The 18,853-nt window shown below is 43.3% G+C and carries 14 protein-coding genes and 1 tRNA gene; 5 read left to right on the forward strand and 10 right to left on the reverse strand.

The genetic code is table 11. The features are described from left to right. Positions 1–129: 129 nt before the first annotated feature. From DN068_RS06735 to DN068_RS06750, 4 genes are all read left to right on the forward strand, one after another. Positions 130–1,332, forward strand: coding sequence for a GlmU family protein (locus tag DN068_RS06735; protein WP_110998138.1), 1,203 nt, complete (start codon positions 130–132; stop codon positions 1,330–1,332). A 45-nt stretch (positions 1,333–1,377) separates the two neighbouring features. Next, complete coding sequence (gene tpiA / locus DN068_RS06740; protein ID WP_110998139.1) at positions 1,378–2,145, forward strand: triose-phosphate isomerase; 768 nt, start codon at positions 1,378–1,380, stop codon at positions 2,143–2,145. An 80-nt stretch (positions 2,146–2,225) separates the two neighbouring features. Then, a tRNA-Glu gene (locus tag DN068_RS06745) sits at positions 2,226–2,297 on the forward strand. An 88-nt stretch (positions 2,298–2,385) separates the two neighbouring features. Then, the gene (locus tag DN068_RS06750; RefSeq protein ID WP_110998140.1) at positions 2,386–2,838 is read left to right on the forward strand and encodes a DMT family transporter; all 453 of its coding nucleotides are present in this window, start codon (positions 2,386–2,388) and stop codon (positions 2,836–2,838) included. Positions 2,839–2,892: 54 nt separating this feature from the next. Here the strand turns inward: DN068_RS06750 and DN068_RS06755 are convergent, their stop codons facing one another. From DN068_RS06755 to DN068_RS06765, 3 genes are all read right to left on the reverse strand, one after another. Then, positions 2,893–3,315 (reverse strand): OmpA family protein, encoded by a 423-nt coding sequence (locus tag DN068_RS06755; protein WP_165836305.1) that lies wholly within the window; start codon positions 3,313–3,315, stop codon positions 2,893–2,895. Between the two features lie 328 nt (positions 3,316–3,643). Then, positions 3,644–3,922 (reverse strand): HU family DNA-binding protein, encoded by a 279-nt coding sequence (locus DN068_RS06760; RefSeq protein ID WP_110998142.1) that lies wholly within the window; start codon positions 3,920–3,922, stop codon positions 3,644–3,646. A gap of 99 nt (positions 3,923–4,021) precedes the next feature. Next, positions 4,022–4,369, reverse strand: coding sequence for a hypothetical protein (locus DN068_RS06765; RefSeq protein ID WP_123985259.1), 348 nt, complete (start codon positions 4,367–4,369; stop codon positions 4,022–4,024). Between the two features lie 191 nt (positions 4,370–4,560). On the opposite strand from DN068_RS06765, the gene DN068_RS06770 reads away from it, so the two are divergent. Beyond that, positions 4,561–5,127 (forward strand): hypothetical protein, encoded by a 567-nt coding sequence (locus DN068_RS06770; RefSeq protein ID WP_123985260.1) that lies wholly within the window; start codon positions 4,561–4,563, stop codon positions 5,125–5,127. Between the two features lie 114 nt (positions 5,128–5,241). Here the strand turns inward: DN068_RS06770 and DN068_RS06775 are convergent, their stop codons facing one another. From DN068_RS06775 to DN068_RS06805, 7 genes are all read right to left on the reverse strand, one after another. Further along, positions 5,242–5,460 (reverse strand): helix-turn-helix domain-containing protein, encoded by a 219-nt coding sequence (locus DN068_RS06775; protein ID WP_449651986.1) that lies wholly within the window; start codon positions 5,458–5,460, stop codon positions 5,242–5,244. A 9-nt stretch (positions 5,461–5,469) separates the two neighbouring features. Beyond that, positions 5,470–5,973 carry a hypothetical protein gene (locus tag DN068_RS06780; RefSeq protein WP_110998145.1) on the reverse strand — a complete coding sequence of 168 codons (504 nt, stop codon included), beginning with the start codon at positions 5,971–5,973 and terminating at the stop codon, positions 5,470–5,472. A gap of 281 nt (positions 5,974–6,254) precedes the next feature. Further along, positions 6,255–9,314, reverse strand: coding sequence for a beta strand repeat-containing protein (locus DN068_RS06785; RefSeq protein ID WP_110998146.1), 3,060 nt, complete (start codon positions 9,312–9,314; stop codon positions 6,255–6,257). 178 nt (positions 9,315–9,492) lie between these two features. After that, positions 9,493–11,262, reverse strand: coding sequence for a tetratricopeptide repeat protein (locus tag DN068_RS06790; RefSeq protein WP_123985261.1), 1,770 nt, complete (start codon positions 11,260–11,262; stop codon positions 9,493–9,495). A 207-nt stretch (positions 11,263–11,469) separates the two neighbouring features. Next, complete coding sequence (locus DN068_RS06795; protein WP_123985262.1) at positions 11,470–11,964, reverse strand: hypothetical protein; 495 nt, start codon at positions 11,962–11,964, stop codon at positions 11,470–11,472. Positions 11,965–12,109: 145 nt separating this feature from the next. Next, a complete protein-coding gene (locus DN068_RS06800) occupies positions 12,110–15,700 on the reverse strand; it encodes a right-handed parallel beta-helix repeat-containing protein (RefSeq protein ID WP_110998149.1) in 3,591 nt (1,196 codons plus the stop codon). A gap of 146 nt (positions 15,701–15,846) precedes the next feature. Then, complete coding sequence (locus tag DN068_RS06805) at positions 15,847–18,792, reverse strand: right-handed parallel beta-helix repeat-containing protein (protein ID WP_110998150.1); 2,946 nt, start codon at positions 18,790–18,792, stop codon at positions 15,847–15,849. Between the last annotated feature and the right edge of the window lie 61 nt (positions 18,793–18,853).

The raw sequence follows: 18,853 nt of genomic DNA on the forward strand, positions 1-18,853 counted from the left end.
TTACAATACTTGCTTCAAGCATGAAAAATCCCGACTTTTGCCGGGATTTTTTTATGTCTGTACCCTATTCTGTTGTCCCTGTTTTAAGCGAATTTTATCAACTTACAAACAACTACTATAACTGACCATATGCAGCTTATACTTTTTGACGACCAATCGCGCTTCGGCCTGATGCCTTTCACCAGAACCCGCCCCGCGGCAGATATCCGTTGTGGCATATTTACCATGCGTGAACGCTGGGAAAAATTGCTGGGACAAAAAAGCAGTTCCATTACTGAAGCTTATTTGCAACAGGTATTTCCGCCGGATGCAGCTGACGACAATCTGCTGGTAAATGGCGGCATCTTTGCTTCGTCAACCCTGGCCAATGCTATTAAAGCTCTGCAGCCCGAAAGCAAACTCGTTAAAGATGACACTATAATTGCTGCAAGAACTACCCGGAAAGAACTTTCTTTTGACGGACTGGCAGCAACACTGCAAACATTCTCTACCGTTTCTTTCGAAGAAAAAATAAACCAGTTAAAAAATACCTGGGATATTTTCTCACAGAATGACCGCGCAATCCGCGAAGATTTTGCAATCATCACAGAAGGAAGACAAAGCGATGTCATTCCCGAAGGTGTAACCGTCACCGGAAAAGAAAATCTGTTTATCGAACCAGGAGCAATCGTTAACGCCGGCACAATTATCAATGCTGCCACCGGACCGGTTTATCTGGCGAAAGATGCTGAAATTCTGGAAGGTTGTATGTTGCGCGGCCCGATTGCGCTGGGCGAACACGCCGTGCTGAAAATGGGCGCTAAAATTTACGGTGGTACCACAATCGGCGAAGGTTGTAAAGTAGGCGGCGAGATCAGCAACGTTGTTTTCTTTGCCAATAGCAATAAAGGACATGACGGTTATCTCGGCAATGCTGTAATCGGCGAATGGTGTAATCTCGGGGCAGACACAAACTGTTCGAATCTAAAGAACAATTATGACGAAGTAAAAATCTGGGACGAATACAACAATAAAAGCATTAAAACAGGCTTGACATTCTGCGGTCTGCTGATGGGCGATCATTCCAAATGCGGCATCAATACCATGTTTAACACGGGCACTGTAGCAGGCGTTTCCTGCAATATTTACGGTGGCAATTTCCCGGAGAAATTCATTCCGTCCTTTTGCTGGGGTGGCAGTGAGGGTATGGTAACTTATGATTTCAACCGCGCGATGGACACTGCAAATCGCATGATGGGCAGAAGAAACAAATCACTTTCTCCGGCAGAAATCGAAATGTATCGCTGGATTTTCGAGCAAACTACCGAACAACGTAATATTTTCGCGAAATAGAATTATTCCTTTTCAAACAATATCAATCAAACTAACAATACAACAATGCGTAAAAAAATTGTAGCCGGCAACTGGAAGATGAATCTCAACCTTGAGGATGGTAAAAATCTCGTTGCGGGCATTTTAGCTGGTAATCCGGCGCTGACAGAAAGCAAACAAGTAGTGATCGCTCCGCCGTTCATTCATTTGCTGCAAACAGGCGTACAAATCGAAAACCAGCAATACATTTCACTGGGCGCACAAAACTGCCATTTTGAGGCTTCTGGCGCATTTACCGGCGAAGTTTCTGCAGCTATGTTACAAAGCGCAGGTGTTCAATATGTAATTATCGGCCATTCTGAGCGTCGTGAGTATTTCAACGAAACAGACAGCCAGCTGGCACAAAAAACAGATCTCGCTTTACACAACGGCCTCAAAGTAATCTTCTGTTGTGGCGAACCGCTGGATATCCGTGATGCCGATACACAAAACGATTATGTTGCAGCACAGATCAAAGCAGGACTTTTCCATCTTGACGCAACTTCATTAAAAGATATAGTGATTGCATACGAACCAATCTGGGCAATCGGCACCGGCCGTACCGCTACTGCTGCACAGGCACAGGAAATGCATGCGCACATCCGCCAGATCGTTGCTGCACAGTATGGAAATGACGTGGCTAATGATATGAGCATTCTGTACGGTGGCAGCTGCAAACCTGCTAACGCTGCCGAACTGATGGCTTGTCCGGATGTAGATGGTGGCCTGATCGGTGGTGCATCACTAAAAGCAGAAGAATTTCTTGGCATTATTGACGCGATGATCAAATCATAAAAATATTTTTTCGATGAAAATTGCAGAAAAACTTGCGGAAGTGAAAAACTTGCGTACCTTTGCAATCCAATCGAGAAAATGGCGTGTTGGTCAATCGGTTACGACGCCTCCCTTTCACGGAGGAAGGACGGGTTCGACTCCCGTACATGCTACAAAGTTCCGCTGAAAAGCGGGACTTTTTGCTTTTCAGCCCAATGCTTATCTCAGTATATCTTAAATTAGATTAAGATATCTTCACACATGAGAAGCGATATTCTATTTCTTGTCCTGGCACTAATCACTGGTGCATTAATTCCGATTCAGGCGGCGACAAATGCCGCATTCAGCAAAAGCGTCGGAAACGCGACAATCACCACGTTAATGGTACTTATCGTGGGACTTATCGGCATGTTTGTATTTGCATTGCTTTCAAGAGTTGCTATTCCCACCAGACAGCAATTAGCTGAGGCCCCCGGATATAGTTACCTTGGCGGATTAATTGTTGCCACCTACATTATCATGATCACGATTTTAGTACCTCGCATCGGCGTGGGCACTTCCATCGGCCTTATTGTAACCGGACAGATAATCTGCGCCGTCGTCATAGATCATTTCGGTCTTTTTAAAACGACCGTACAACCTGTAAATGTTACGCGTCTGGCCGGCATGATACTCATGATTCTCGGCGTGTACCTTATAATGAAAAGAAAGTAGTGCTGGTGGCCATTCTCCATCCTTTGCAAACGCTCAACAAATCGCACTCCGAAACTAATTTTTATAATTGTGCAATATTACAAACTCGACCCTTCTATTCTGTTGTCGTCCCTCCTCAGTTGTGTTAGACGCCACCGGATTTTTAAACCCGAGTCCCCATGTAAAAATTCTTCTATCGTCTACATTGTTATAAACAAGCATCGCTTTGGCACTGTCGGCCCTTTTCTGAGAGAGATTTATGTTTGTACCTTCCCCGCCGACCGTATCTGTGTAACCGCAAACAAGAATTTCGGTTTCCGGATGCTTATTTAACGCGTCCGAAAACCGTTTGAAAGCGGGAAATACTTCCGCTTTTATTCTAGCTGATCCAAAATCAAACAAGACATTGTTTCCAAATACGACTTTTACAGTATCATTCAAAATGCTTACTTCCGCTTCATTCACGGACTTCTTCAAGTCAACGTATGTTTTTCTCATGTAAGCAGAATGCTTACAGGAAAACAAAAACAAACTTGCCAATGCAAGGACCATACAATTACGAATCATTTTTGTGATGTGTTGTGGGGACTAAAATACTTTAAGTTTCTATTGCATCCAATTCCGAATTAACCAACAAACAACAGATATTATTAAATTCTACCACAATATAATTTATACATAATAATAATATGATTTAAGGAGAGCGGATTCCACAACCGACAAACAAAAAAATACCCGCCAGGAAAGAATTCCCGGCAGGTTCCAGTTTTAAACGAAAAATTTACATTTCGACTAAGTCGCGCCCCTTAATAGAGGAACAAAATTTTTATTTTTTAGCAATTAATTCGGCGAAATCTTTGCCAGCCTTAAACTTAGGCGCACGAGTCGCTTTAATTTTCATCAGTTGACCGGTTTGCGGGTTACGAGCCATGCGTGCAGCGCGATCGGCAACAGAGAAAGTACCGAAACCAACGAGTGTTACGCGTTCTCCTGCTTTCAATGCTTTCATAATGTTTTCCATAACAGAATCCAAAACCTCTCCGGTTAGTGTTTTTGTAATGCCAGCGTCTTTAGAGACTTTGTCGATAAGTTTTCCTTTGTTCATTTGGTTATTGTTTTAACGATCATTAATTTATATATCAATTTCCGGGCCAATCTTGCCAGCCTGCGCCATATTTAAAAACGCTATAGCTAAGTGCCCATTTTAGAGATTCATAATTTCGTAGAATCGATCAGGAAGATTACCATTTTCATCATACCATTCCGGCAGGCAGTAAAATCCCTTTCTTCTGGAATTATAATGCAAGCAAATCCATTCACGTTTGCATGCGTGAAAAATCTGAGTCGTATAGTAAACACGTCTGTCTGTACTTTTTTCTGCAACCGGAAAATCCGTTTCAAGCAAATCGATCAGCTGTTCTGTCGACAAAGGCAGCGCCTGCCTTGCAAGTGCAGTGGCAATTTTCTGCCCCCAACCAAGTCTTCCGTCAGACCTGATGTTTTTTCGGTTAGTTAGATTGCTTTCGTTCGGGATACTATTGAATCTATTCATTACCCTCATCTCTATTCTGTTTGTATTATCACACTTCTAAGAGCCTACTAAATCAATAACCGTGCCAATTTTAAAACACACGCATATTAATCAGCAAATCAAACAATTAGGGAAATAAAATCTTTTTTAAGCCTTTCTTTTGATAAAAAACGGCATGAAAAATGCTATGTACTAAGTGAAAAACTTTAGAAATGAAAAGAATCATTGCTTGTATGGCGCTCATTGCGGCCGGAAGCCAATGCGTAATGGCGCAGGATGTAAAAGAAACCACTGTAAGTTTTATGAAAGCAGATCATGCAGCATTTAGCGGCAGCTATAACTATCCAAAATCTATGGTAGAAAAAGTACTTGCCGACCGTCTCGCAGCAACAGGTCTCGATCATGGAAAGTCTACAAGCGGTTTCAAGAGATATTCAGAAACAATCTGGACCGGCATCACAGATACCAAAGGCGACATTTATACAAAGGTATCAGGGTCGAAGAAAAATGCGGTGGTTTATGTACTTATCTCAAAAGGCTATGACAATTTTATCAGCAGTACAACAGATTCGGGGACGGCTGCCAAAACCAAAGATTTTTTGGTTGGTCTGGAGAAAGATATCAGCGCTTACCAACAGCAACTAATTTTAGAGGAACGGCAAAAAGAACTGGCCAAACAGGAAAAGAAAGAACAGGATTTACAAAAGAAATTGGACAAGCAAAGTCTAGAGCTACAAAAAGCCCAATCCGCGTTAGATGCGACGAAGTCTAAATCATAATTTACAGCCAAACGAAAAGCTGCTCAAGTATGGGCAGCTTTTTATTTAATGACTTTTTTTAGCTGAAAAAAATACGGTGAAATGAACTTATAATCCATTACTACAACCTACCATTCAACGGTCATCACATTTGTATTCCAAAATGTCGCCGGGTTGACAATCGAGCACTTTACAAATAGCTTCCAGCGTAGAAAAGCGGATTGCTTTTCCTTTGCTTTGTTTGAGTATAGATAGATTGACATTAGACACTCCTACCCGCTCTGATAATTCTGTAAGACTCATTTTCCGTTTCGCCATCATCACATCCAGATTTACAATTATTGCCATTTCCATACTTGTGTTTTAGATAATCAGTGAATTTTCGAAAGTTTCCATCATGTGCTCATAATTGCGTTCGTTCTTTCCCCAGGAGATAATCCCGAAAATGCAAACCGAGCAAAAATCAACTTTGGTGGTTCCGTTTTCTTCATGCAGTTTGATATAAATATTTTCTCCCCAGGAAGACATCGTCGCTTTAGAAGTAGCAAACAAATCACCAGATACTTTATCGGCATGTCGAACCTTGAAACCTGCTTCTGACAAAACTTCCGCCATTTTATCAACTAAAATATCTTTAGGAAGATCGAATTCTTTCTGATGTTTGACTTTACTGGTAAAAATATTGTACCTGCTGGTAAAATAAGGTTTGAAATAAAAATTGCCGCGCACAAATACGCTGAAGAATAAAAGACAGCCCATCACAGCTCCAATGATATAGAACGTCTGTTGAGATTTTGCCGAAATGAACATTATTGCGGCCATGTAGACAATGAAAAAAATAAGGTTTGATGCTTTTCCTTTTTTCATAAAAATTGATGTTTTGTTTTTTGTAGGATTTGAGACAAATGTAAAACAAGAAAAATGAAAAGCAACTATTTATTATCGATAATCGATAATTTTTTACCCAAAATCGTTCAAACTTCTTTTGAGTTGTGAGTTCAATCGATCCAAAATAAGGGGTTGAGCAAATCAGACATCTGAGATCGCAAAACCAGCTTCATCGGTGCTTCAACAATGCTAAGGCCATAAAATAAAGCCGCCCTGCACGGAATTGTGCAGAGCGGCGATGCATTTAAACCCAGAGATATTTATTGTTTCACCAACTTAATTGTTGTCAGTAAAACATTGTTGTTGTCGTACAAATGCACGATGTAAATACCAGATGAAATATTTTCAAGCGAAATAACGCCGTTGCCTTGTGCGCGAATCAACACCTTACCTTCGAGACTGCTGATAGTAGCAGTTGTTCCATTCGGCGCATCAATGGAGATGCGATCAGCAGCAGGATTCGGATAAATACTAATGGCTTGTTTACCGCCAATCGTTGGTACGCCTACCGGTGAATAAGTCGCCGTTGCAGAACAGCCATTCGCATTGGTAACAACTACAGTGTACGTGCCTTGTTGTGTATAGGTATAGTTTTGGTCAGTCGCACCTGCGATATCAGTACCATTCAGCTGCCATTGATAACTTACAAAAGACCCGGTGCTTAAGGTAGTACCATTTGCAGTGATCACCGGAGTCGGCGCAGCATCTACAACCACTGTGCTATCTGCGGTTGTCGCGGTACAAGCACCGTTGGTAATAACGACATGATAAGTGCCAGCGGCAGTTACCTGATAAGTATTAGTCGTTGCGCCGCTGATGTCATTTCCGTTGTGCGCCCATTGATAAGTATAAGAAGAACCCGTATCAGTCTTCAGTGTTACGTTACCACCATCGCAAAACGCCAACGGACCAGAAGCAGTAAGCGTACCCGCAGGTGTGTTATTTGTTACCAGAACCGGCAAAGAGATATCATCGCAACCTAAGAGATCAATTTTAACCGCATAGTTACCACTTGTCGTAGCCGTATAGCTCGCATTCGTAGCACCCGCAATGCTGGCACCGTTCTGGCGCCACTGATAAGTGTAATTTGTACCACTGGCGGCAGTCAACACTACATTTCCACCATTACAGAATGAAGTAGCACCTGAAGCAGTAACTGTCACTACCGGCATTGGATTCACAACAAATGTAATTGGCGTAGCAGTCGTATCCACACAACCGGCAGAGCTCGCTACCGCTACCCGGTAAACGCCTTGTGTACTTGTTGTATAATTTGTACCGGTAGCACCACTGATTGCCGTATTGCCCTGAAGCCACTGATAAGACGCGGCACCTGCAGTTGCATCGATAGTGATGGTATTTCCCGCACAAACCGTTGTTTGTCCTGTAGTGGAAATAAGAGAATTTGGTTTAGCATTAGTCGTAATGTTGGCTGTTGCTGCTGCAGTACAGCTACCATTTGCTACGGTATAAGTAACGACAAGCGATCCCGGACCTACTGCAGTCAACACACCAGTGTTGGTCACAGTTCCATAATACTGATTGGAACTCGTCCAGATACCGTTGGCAGTTGGGTTAGTCAAAGTAGCTACCTGTCCGACGCAAAGCGCTGTTGGTGCGGTGATGGCGCCCACCGTCGGTGTAGCCGTAACTGTGATTGTATCATTTTTAAAACCAGTAGTCGTCGTATAAGTAATCACAGCCGTACCTGCTGAAACAGCGGTAACAACACCAGTACTGCTTACCGTAGCCACAGTGGTTGTAGCGCTCGACCAGGTACCGCCGGCTGGCAAACCAGTCAGCGCTGAAGTAGCGCCTGAACATAATTGGTTGCTACCAGTAACGGCAATAACCGGCGCTGAGAATTCGTAAGCACCGATATCCGGAGTAGTGGCACTTCTGGTTGCGTTATTAATATCTGTAGTAATGCTGGCAATTGGCGTACCGATATTATCAATCAGCGAACTGTTTGGCAAGAAGTTGCCTGAAGAAGGATTAGAAAACAATGGCTCCAGATTTACAGAAGCCAGATCTTGTGAAACAGCCGTCTGCCAGGTAGCAACTGTTGAATAATTTGTACCACCGGCACGACCAATATAATTGGAACCACCCGCACCATTGATGTAAAAATCATTATAATTGGAAGTATAGGTAGTGGCCGCGGTATTCATGTAGATACCATATTTGGAACTAGTTCCGCCTCTGGTAATGGAAACCAGATTATTTTCAAAAACGAGGCCTGACGCTGCGTTGCTCTGGTAAAAACCAAAGCAACTTGCGTTGCTTGCGGCCGCCGAACCGGCATTATCAGAAGAAACCGTGTTATAGTAATACTGCGTATAAGAAGCGCCGGTATTGTAAAACGCATACTGAGTGCCGTCGCCATTCATATCATAGACCACATTGTTTGCGAAAATATTTTCGTTACCAGCAGAAGCTACAGCCTGTGTGGCAAAACCGTAAACGGAATAAGGACTCGTTCCGGTCAACGAACCAAAGAAATTATGCACTTTATTTTTCGAAACCAATGTGCTTTGATTTCCGTTACCAAGATTAATACCGTACATACTGCCCAGCGTTGCTAATGTAGCCCGGCTGATATCGTTCTTTTCAATCAGCAGATTACTGTTGCCGTATACATAAATACCGGTGTAATAAGGATTCAACAATGTATTGCCCGTCACTATATTGCCGTAAATACGTGCAGCAGGATCTCCGATCACCGTAATGCCGTAGTAACCGCCGTTGATAGTATTGTTGCTGATAGTGTTGCTATCGCAAAGACTGTTGGTAATAGTTGAGATGCTGGTGCTGCCGTTGATGCAAATGCCGTTGAAACTAAATGTCGAAGCTGCCATATTCACCGTACAGTTACTGATTGTATTGTGATCGGCATTGTTGATGAGCTGAATCGCAAAGCCTCCTGCTGTGCCAGTCGAACCGACAGTGAGGTTGTTAATCGTCACATAATCGGCATTATTGAGACTAAGCGTTGCGTACGGACTACCTGTCGCGGCGTAGTTTAATGCGTTGCCGTTTCCATTGATCGTAACGGTATTGGTTGTCGACGAACCCGGAATGAGCGGAATAGTCACTTGCTCCGTGTACGGGCCACTAGCCGATGCAACATTAATAACAACCGGACCGGACACCCCGGCTCCTAAAGCAGTAGCTGCATCAGTAAACGAAGCGAAGTTGGCACCGCCGGTTAATTGCGCGCTATTGATTGTGTAAGTTCCCCCGGCAAGTTGGGCATAGGCTCCCGGCACGGAGGCACAGAGGGTGAGGAGGCCGAGAAAAAGTAGGCGTTTTCTTTTCATCAGAAAAAATATAGAGGTTAAAAATTTCGACCACAAAACGAACCTCGTGGCTAAGAATAAAAATCTTTAACTGTATATTATTTTTCAAAAAAGAACGGGGTACAAACAAGGGGACAGTTTACTTGATATTGAATAATAACCAATTGAGTATTACACATTATAACAAACCGACTATTCATTAAACCGAAGAAATAACCATTTTGATGTCCGTTGCTTCGTCGATGTCCAGTTTTTTGCGAACGCGCTGGCGTGCCTTTTTTACCGAATCGGGAGAAATACCGAGCGTTGCTGCCATTTCCTGACGAGAAAAATCCAGCTTAACTAAAGTCAACAAGCGGATATCGCCGGGTGTAAGATTGGGGTATTTTACTTTCAGATTGGAGAGAAAATCTTTGTGTACCAAATTGACCAACCCGGTAAATTCCTTCCATGCTTCGTCGGTAATCAATACCACATTTTTGATCCTGTTGAGCGCTTCTTGTTTTTCCGGACCATCATTTTCCTGCGTTGCCAGTGCCTCATCCGATTCGGTAATCTGAAGATCGAGCTGTTCCAGCAATTTTGTTTTTTCCCGGAGGCTTTCAATATAAATAGCCAATTGCTTTTCCGCATTTTTCAATTCCGCGGTCAATAAAGCACGTTCTGCTTTTTGTTTTTGCCGGAGGCGATATAAATATTGTGCGATGATGACAATCACCAGAATGGCGACGATAATAATAGCATTCCGGAACAAAACCTGACGCTTTCGCTGATCTTCTGCCAGTCGCATTTTTGTTTCGGCAAGATCGCGGGCCGTTTTAAACTCAGCTTCTTTGAGCATGGCAGAAGTCTTATCCCGCAACAGCAAATCGCTGTATTTTAGAAAAGAGTCGTTCATGACCAATGCCTTTTCATAATTTTCGGTTTCACGATAGAGCTTTGTCCGCAACGCATAAAAACTGAAAAAACCGTTGTTGGTATTACAATTATAGGTTTCAAAAAGATGTTGCATTGTATCAAGACATCTTTGTGCGCTGGTAATATCCCCCAACTGATCGTAGACCTGTGCAATAAAAAACATCGATCCACAAGCGCTCGCCCAGCTTGACCGGCTGCTGCTGATCTGGTAATCCTGCCGGAGATGTTCCAAGGCTTTCTTATACTCTTTCAATTCAAAATAAGCAGCTCCGATATTTCCATTTACACTGCCCACCTCAGCGGTGTCTTTCATAGCATACGCTGCTGCCAGGGCTTTCTGACTATAAAAAATGGAAGAATCGTACTGCCGCTGTTTAAAATAGGCAAGGCCGAAATTACCGTTCAACTCATAGACAAACTTAGGATCGGATGAGGTATATTTTTGTGCAGCATGCAAATAGTACAAGCCTTTTTCGCAATCATGATAATCACAATAAGTGCTGCCGATACAAAGTAAATATGCTCCGGGATCGGGCAGCTGATCTACGCCGATATCTTCCAAAGCTGCATTTGCGGCAAACAGAAAACTAACTCCTTTCTGGAAGTTACCATATTTATATAAGGCATTTCCGATGCGATACTGGAAATAGGCGTTGAGTAGCGGATATTTTTTGGGGTCGTTTAATTTTAAAGCCTCTTCATAATAATGAATGACCTGTGCCGAATCGGTGGTGAGCGTTTCATAGCTGAATGCGGGATTTAGCACGAAATCTTTCTTCAATAGAAAATCGGCAGCAATACCCAGCAATCCGGCTTTTACAACAGAGCTCCTTGTATCCTCGGCTTCGGCAATTAATGCCTGAAATCTTTTTTCAGCGACCAGGGAATCCGCATTGAGGAACTGTTCGCCGTAAATTTTCCGGCTGGCTGCCAGTACTGCTTTTTCATTAGTGACCGATACGTCTTGAGGAAAGAAGTTTTTTCCAGAAGTTCCGGCAACAAAAAACGTGAGCAATACAATCGTCAATAAAAAAGGTAACCTGATCTTCACTAAATGCTTTGATGTACTTGTGGAAAATTATCCGCTCAATATGACGATATTTTGCGAAGTTTCCAATAAGCCCGAAGAGCCAGGCAGGGAACTACGCCAATGCTGAGACAAAATTGAGTTTTGGTTTACGGCCAGATAGACGTGGTTAAAAAAGAAGGCGTTGGGTGGAAAGATTTTATCCGTTATTCCAATACTTCCGATTTAACTCTACCTGTTGAAATTGTAAATACCGTCTTTATCCTGCCGATAAGCGCGACTATCGAAAAATATTGTATCCATTACATGCATATTACAGCGTCCGGCCGGCTGATAGCTAATACGGGCAGTGTCATTTCCAACGCGATTTGCGAATGAGATGACTATTCTACTACTTTTCAACAGATAGTTGTCTGGAATAATAATGGGGATCGACGTTCTTGCAAAATACCTTCCAGAGACACTATCGACAATAATATCCCAGGAAGTATCCTGATCAACCATTGAGACTGCCGGCACGCCGATATAATTCTTCGTCATTGGATTCAACAAGTCGGCGCCATTGCTGTCAGACACGCGAAAAATAAAAGGCCGCATTATGTCTGCAGCGCTACATTGCGTTTTCTCCTTACTACAACTGCTTTGGAATAAAATTAAAAAGATCGCCAGGATCAGCGTCTGTGGTTTCATTTTGCCAGCTACTAAACAAGCAATACTCTTATTCACGGGTTCTTTAAGGTTTAAAAGTCTAATTCAAATCTAAAAACTATATGCATCAGTTCAAAATGTGTCTTAGTTCAAAAACCGCAATTAATTGCAATAAAAAAAGGGCCGGTTAGCCGGCCCTGTCTTCCATTGATTGTATTTTATACTAGTTTCTGTTGATCGTAAACCGGATCACGGTCGTTCCTACCCCATTTATCTTCAGGAAGTAGTTGCCGGATGGCAGTGATTTTTCCAGATTCAACTTTTGATTTAACTGTCCGTTCTCAACTGACGCTTCTTCATTGTAAACACTTTGACCGAGCATGTTGTACACTTCCAGCGTCACGGTGCTCAAACCTTCTGCCACGCCTTTTATGGTAAAGCTGCCATCGTTTGGATTTGGGTACAAACTGAAATCGCTATTAGTGTTAGTGACATTACCAACTCCAGTACCACCAGTCACCTTCATCTGATAATCGGACGTTTGATAACTATTACCACAAGGATCAGTGTTTGTCACTTTCAAACTGATCAAGTCATTGTTTTGAAAATCTGTGCCTGCTATAGCAACATAATTAGCACCTGTTGCACCAGAAATATTTGCAGAATTTTTCTTCCATTGATACGCCGGCTGGGCGCCGCCCGTATTCACATAAGATGCGAATGTTACTTGCTGACCTGCGGTTACATTGGCACCAGGGTAAATAGTAAAACTGGCAGTTGTGTTGTACACATTGTACACTGTCATAGTGATATTGTTACTCGCGGTCGCATAAAGAGTAGCGAGGCATACTTCACTACTGTACATTTCACACGAGATTACCTCGTTGTTTGCCGGTGTGTATGTGAACGTAGGACTATTTGTGCCAATGCTATAGCCATTTTTGAACCACTGATAATTTGGATTAGTACCACCGTGGGTTGTATTCACCGTAAACGTTGCCTGCCCCCCCTGACACAGCGATGTATGCGGTGTCGCAATCGTTATGGTAGGCGTAACACTCGGAGTTACTGCAATTACAGTATTTTGAGAAGTAGCTATATTACCACAGGAATCGATTGCTTGGAATACATAAGTTCCTGAGTCTGTCGCCTGTACCCCCAACACACTATAATTCACTGTGGTAGCACCTGTTATCGCAACGCCATTTTTCAGCCATTGGTAATGGGTAGCATTGGTTGCAATACAGGTGAGACTAAACCAACCGCCGGAACATACAACAGTACCAACGGTTGACGGCTGTTGGGTAATTGCTGGTGGTGCTTTCACCCTCAGTTTTACAGAATCCGAAAACATGTTGCCACATACCGCACTTGTGATCACTAGTTTGTAGATACCCGTATCGATATAAGTAGCCGTTGGTATTAAGTAGGATGTAGTAGTAGCACCCTGAATATTTTGGCCATCTTTCTGCCATTGAAAACTAAGACCGTTGGTGCTGCTCAGCACGGCCGAGAATCCGGCAGCACTATTGAAACAAGTAGTTGCTGGCACTGGCTGTGTGGTGATGGTTGGAAGACCGGTACACACTTCGTAAGCCCCCATGTCAACTGTAGTACCAACCAAACGAGGTCTGGCCGCAAGATCCAGGTCAGTATTCAGGTTGCCGACATATAGTGGATTGCTGCCCGTATTGATACAAGGACTTGCTGGTAACAAATAATAATTTCCCGCCGCCGTATCTGTAAACAAAGGATCTGAAGTACCTACAATATTACCATTAGCTGTGCTGGTTTGTCCGTCAATAAGGCTATATTTTGCGGTAAAGGCGGCTGAAGTGTTTCCTAAATAAATACCAGAACCAACGTTATTGCCCCACACGATGGAGTTATTGATTTTTACATTACCACCGAACTGCCAGATACCGCCGCCTAAGCCAACACTTTGATTGTTGGCAATAGTACAGTTTGTAAAGACCGGAGACGCAGAAGCCTGGTTATAAACGCCCCCCTGATAATCATTGTTCGCGGCTATCAGACAGCTGGTAAAGTTGGCCAGAGAAGAGTCATTAAAAACACCGCCACCATATGTACTGCTCGTGCCATTGTAGGTCATCGAACAGTTATTGAACGTTGCGGGGGAAGCGATTCTGTTACAAACACCGCCACCATACTCACTAATACTGCTATAAAAAGTGTTCTGACTAATCGTACAAGAAGAGAAAACAGCAGCAGAAGACTGATCATTGCAAACACCTGCGCCGTAGCATTTACCATAGTTAAGCTGGTTATTCGATATAATACAATTAGTAAAAGCAGGAGCAGAAGAAATGCCGTTATATACACCACCGCCACAAGCCAAACTGGATCCATTTACGCTATTTGTACTGATTGTACAATTGCTAACTGTTGGCGAGCAATGGTTGTTATTACAGATACCACCACCATAGCCGGTACCGTTGTTTCCAACAGCACTATTCTGCTTGATAATACAGTTTGTAATAACCGGTGACGAGTAGTTGTTATTGTAAATACCACCGCCCTTTCCGGTATAGCCACCGTTATTATTATTAATCGTACAACCACTGATTATTGGCGACGAAAAAGAATCATTGACTACAGTACCATAAGTATTATTACTAAAGACAGAATTGATAATCGCACCTGAAGTGTTGAAATTAATGACGCCACCCTGACTATTGTACTTAACACTGCTATTGGTAATGGTAAGCGCGGTTTTATAACTGTAGATACCAATTGTATAGTTGCCACTAATAGTGCAATTGTTAAAAACAACGGTAGCTTTTCTATTATAAATTGCGTAACTACCGTTATTGGTATCAAGCGAGCAATTCGTAAAGGTTGGGGCAGACGCACTATCGTTATATACAGACGCGTAAGCTCCGTAGTTTCTGTTAAACGTACATCCAGTAACAGCAGGAGCCGAACGATAATTATACATACCACCACAGCCGGAAGGACCAGAGTTGTAGACGGAATTGTATCTGAGTACGCTATTGGTAATAACAGGCGAAGAAAAATAATTAAAGACGCCTGCACCTTGACCTGTATTATAGAGAACGTAGCAGTTTGTAATTACAGCAGCACTTTGATAATTATAAATGCCCCCACCAGAACTAGTAGCCGACAAACTACTGCTATTTCCTTTAATTGAACAATTAGCAATAGTCGGCGTAGATTGAGCATTGTATATACCAGCACCTTTATCGGCATAATTACTATCAACCGCACAGTTTGCAATCGTAAACGACGTGTTGTAACAAGCGATACCACCACCTGCAGACTGAAGCACATAACTACCATTAATCAATGCAGAGTCGATACCATTGGCATAGCCTCTTTTGATCCCAAAGCTGTTCAATGTGGCAGTTCCCATGCTGCCGGATGCAATCACAACGTGGTAGGCATTGTCTATATTGGTATTTAATGTACCAAGATCACCGCTCAGAATCGTCAAATTAGAAACAGAGTCCCGCTGCGTTACAGACGTTTCCCCACCGGAAAAACCACCATAAAGCTGTACATCCGCTTTCATGACAAATGCATTTGTCCGGTTGTTGAGGCTAACAGCAGAGGTGTTGTTGGCAAGGTGTGTCGGCAAGTATCTGCCATTTGCGACCCAAATCTGATCGCCCACCGACGAGGCGTTAATCATTGCCTGAATATCGGAAGCAGCATTCGTCCAGGAGGAACCGTCTTGCAGGCCGGCACCGGCGACGGTTACGTAGCGTACGCTGGCGTGGACTGTATAGGTAAACGCCAGCAACGCTGTTAAATAAAGTATTCTTCTAAACATAGGTTTGCCTTAGTATTGGCGGCGCAAAGATATTGCTATTCTAACATTCAAGCAATGACAAGCACGGTACAATCCATTGAATCCAACACGATATAATAAGACAGGGCCGGTTAGCCGGCCCTGTCTTCCATTGATTGTATTTTATACTAGTTTCTATTGATCGTAAACCGGATCACGGTCGTTCCTACCCCATTTATCTTCAGGAAGTAGTTGCCGGATGGCAGTGATTTTTCCAGATTCAACTTTTTATTTAATTGCCCGTTATCAACTGGCACTTCTTCGTTGTAAACATTTTGACCGAGCATGTTGTAAACTTCCAGCGTAACAGTGCCCAAACCTTCTGCCACGCCTTTTATGGTAAAGCTGCCATCATTTGGATTTGGATACAAACTGAAATGACCACTGTTATTACCGGCGTTGATCACACCAGTTGAGCTTGTGTGTACATACATTAGGATAGTTGTACTTACACTCACTACACCACAGGCGTCCGTATTTTTTACTGATAAACTAATTTGATCGTTGCTTTGAAAATCTGCGTTAGCAATAGCGTTATAAGTGTCATTCGTTGCTGCAGGAATATTAGTTCCATTTTTCTTCCATTGATATTGTGGCGCTGCGCCGCCATTCACAACACTAGATGTAAATATTACAGATTGTCCGTTCAACACGCTATCGCCTTGATTAGAGCTTATACTCACTACCGGTGCAACAGCTGGATTAATGCTGACGATTGCACTTCGACTGGTATCCGCATTACCACAAGAGTCTTTTACTGTCAATATGTATTTACCAGAATCAGCCAACTGTGCGTTGACTACGACAAAGATTGAGTCTGTCGCTCCTGCAATCATGCCACCATCTTTTAACCATTGATAACTTAAACCCAACACATTGGTTGTGGTAGACAAACGCAAGTTACTACCTGCACACAACGTTGTATCTGTCGGTTGCTGGGTAATTTTTGCCGGCGATTTTACTGTCAGATAAGCAAAGGCTGAATAAAATTTTCCGCAGGCAGAACCGCTCATGACTACCTGGAAGGCGCCGCTATCGCTGTAAGAAACATTGGAAACTGTATAGCTCATCGCAGTAGCCCCAGGGATATCCACCCCGCCTTTTTGCCATTGGAAACTAAATCCGGTGCTATTGCTGACTGCAATTGAAAATGTGGTTGTACCATTCAGACAACAGAAACGTGATACCGGTTGTGTTGTAATCACCGGGTGACCGCCACAATACTCTACCGCTCCCATATCAATCGAAGTATCAATCAGGCGGAACTTACCCTCAAAATCGAGATCCGTATTGAGGTTACCGGTGTAGAGCGAATCCGCACCAGTGTTGATGCATGGACTTCCGGGCAGCAGGTTGTAATTGTTCAAGAGCACACTCGCCAGCATTGGATTTACGGTACCTGCAATATTCCCGTCGGCCGTACTATTCTGGCCCTCAATAAGGCTATGTTTTGCAGTGAACGTTGCAGTACCATCTGCCAGATAAACGCCGTCACCCGAAGCATTGCCCCAGATAATACTGTTGTTGATTTTTACATCTCCTCCATATTGCCAGATGCCACCACTGCCTATATTGCTTTGATTATTCGTAATGGTACAATTCGTAAAAACAGGAGAAGAGGAATTTTTGTTGTAAACCGCGCCACGATTAGCGGTATTGCCAGTAATCACACAGTTTTTAAAAATGGAAGAGGAAGAATCATTATAGACGGCTCCGCCATCTGTATCGAAATCACCATTATCAACAATCCAGCAGTTGTTAAAGACAGCAGCTGAAAGTCTGCTATTGTATACAGCACCACCATTGGTTCCTACGTTATAGACAATCGTGCATTTATTAAAGACAGGGGCTGACGACAGGTCATTGCATATGGCACCACCATAACTTGTGGGGATTGCCGTCAGACCGCAATTCGAAATGGAACAATTAGTAAATGTCGGCGCGGAAAAATTGCCATTATAGATACCGCCGCCGTAGAGATTTAAATTAGAACCGCCGATAAAGTTGGCATAAATATTACAATCAGTGAATGATGGCGAGCTATGATTATCGTTGTATATACCGCCGCCATAATAATCAGTATAATTTACACCTGACGACTGTGAAGTGTTCCGCTCAAAGGTGCAATTTGTAACGACCGGTGAGGAATAGTTCGTATTGCGGATACCTCCACCTGCTCCTATGCCGAAGTTAAGGGAAATAGTACACCCCATAATAACCGGAGAAGAGGAATCGTTTGAAATCCCAACGATATTGCGGACAATAGTGCTACCGGAAATGGTGCCCGCAGCATTGTGATTCATAATACCTCCAGCTGTATTGCGACTGATGTTACAGATTGTAATCGACAAAGTGCTTTGCTCATTATAGATAGCACCGCTCTTACCTGAGCCGCCGCTTAAGAGTGCTACGCCGGAATTATACCTGAACATATCCCTGGAAACGGTCAGGGTCGATTGGTAATTATACATGCCCGCACCTTTGATGCCCGAGTTGCTGTCTACAAGACTGTTTACAACAGCCAGAGCAGTGCCGTAACAGGCAATACCACCACCTGTCATCTGCAAAATGTTGTTCCCGTTGACCATTATGGAATCAGAGCCGTCTGCTTGTCCCCATCTGATTGCAAAGCTATTCAGACTAGCAGTTCCCAGATTGCCGGAAGCAATCATCACGTGATAAGCATTATCGATAGAATCTCCGCTTATGCCCAGATCACCACTCAGAACCGTCAACAAGGAAGTTGAATCACGCTGCGTAGCCAGTGTCTCCGCACCGGAGAATCCGCCATATAGTTGCACGTTTGCTTTTAATACGAAAGCGTTGTTACGATTGTTGAGGCTGATGGTTGCTGTATTGTTAGCCAAGTGTGTCGGCAAATAAGTACCGTTGGCCACCCATATCTGATCACCGGCCGCAGCGATATTAATCATCGCCTGAATGTCATTGGAAGCGTTGCTCCAGGAAGAACCGTCTTGCGCGCCCGCGCCTGTAGACTTTACATAGTGTACGCTGGCTTGACTGGCATTGGTGGAAACCAGCAATGCCGCCAGATAGAGTAATTTTTTGAACATAGGTTTGCCCTTAAGTATTGAGCGGGGCGAAGATAGGGCAATTCTGGCATTCAGGCAACGA

This window comes from Taibaiella soli, assembly GCF_003236175.1.
GTDB lineage: Bacteria > Bacteroidota > Bacteroidia > Chitinophagales > Chitinophagaceae > QKTW01.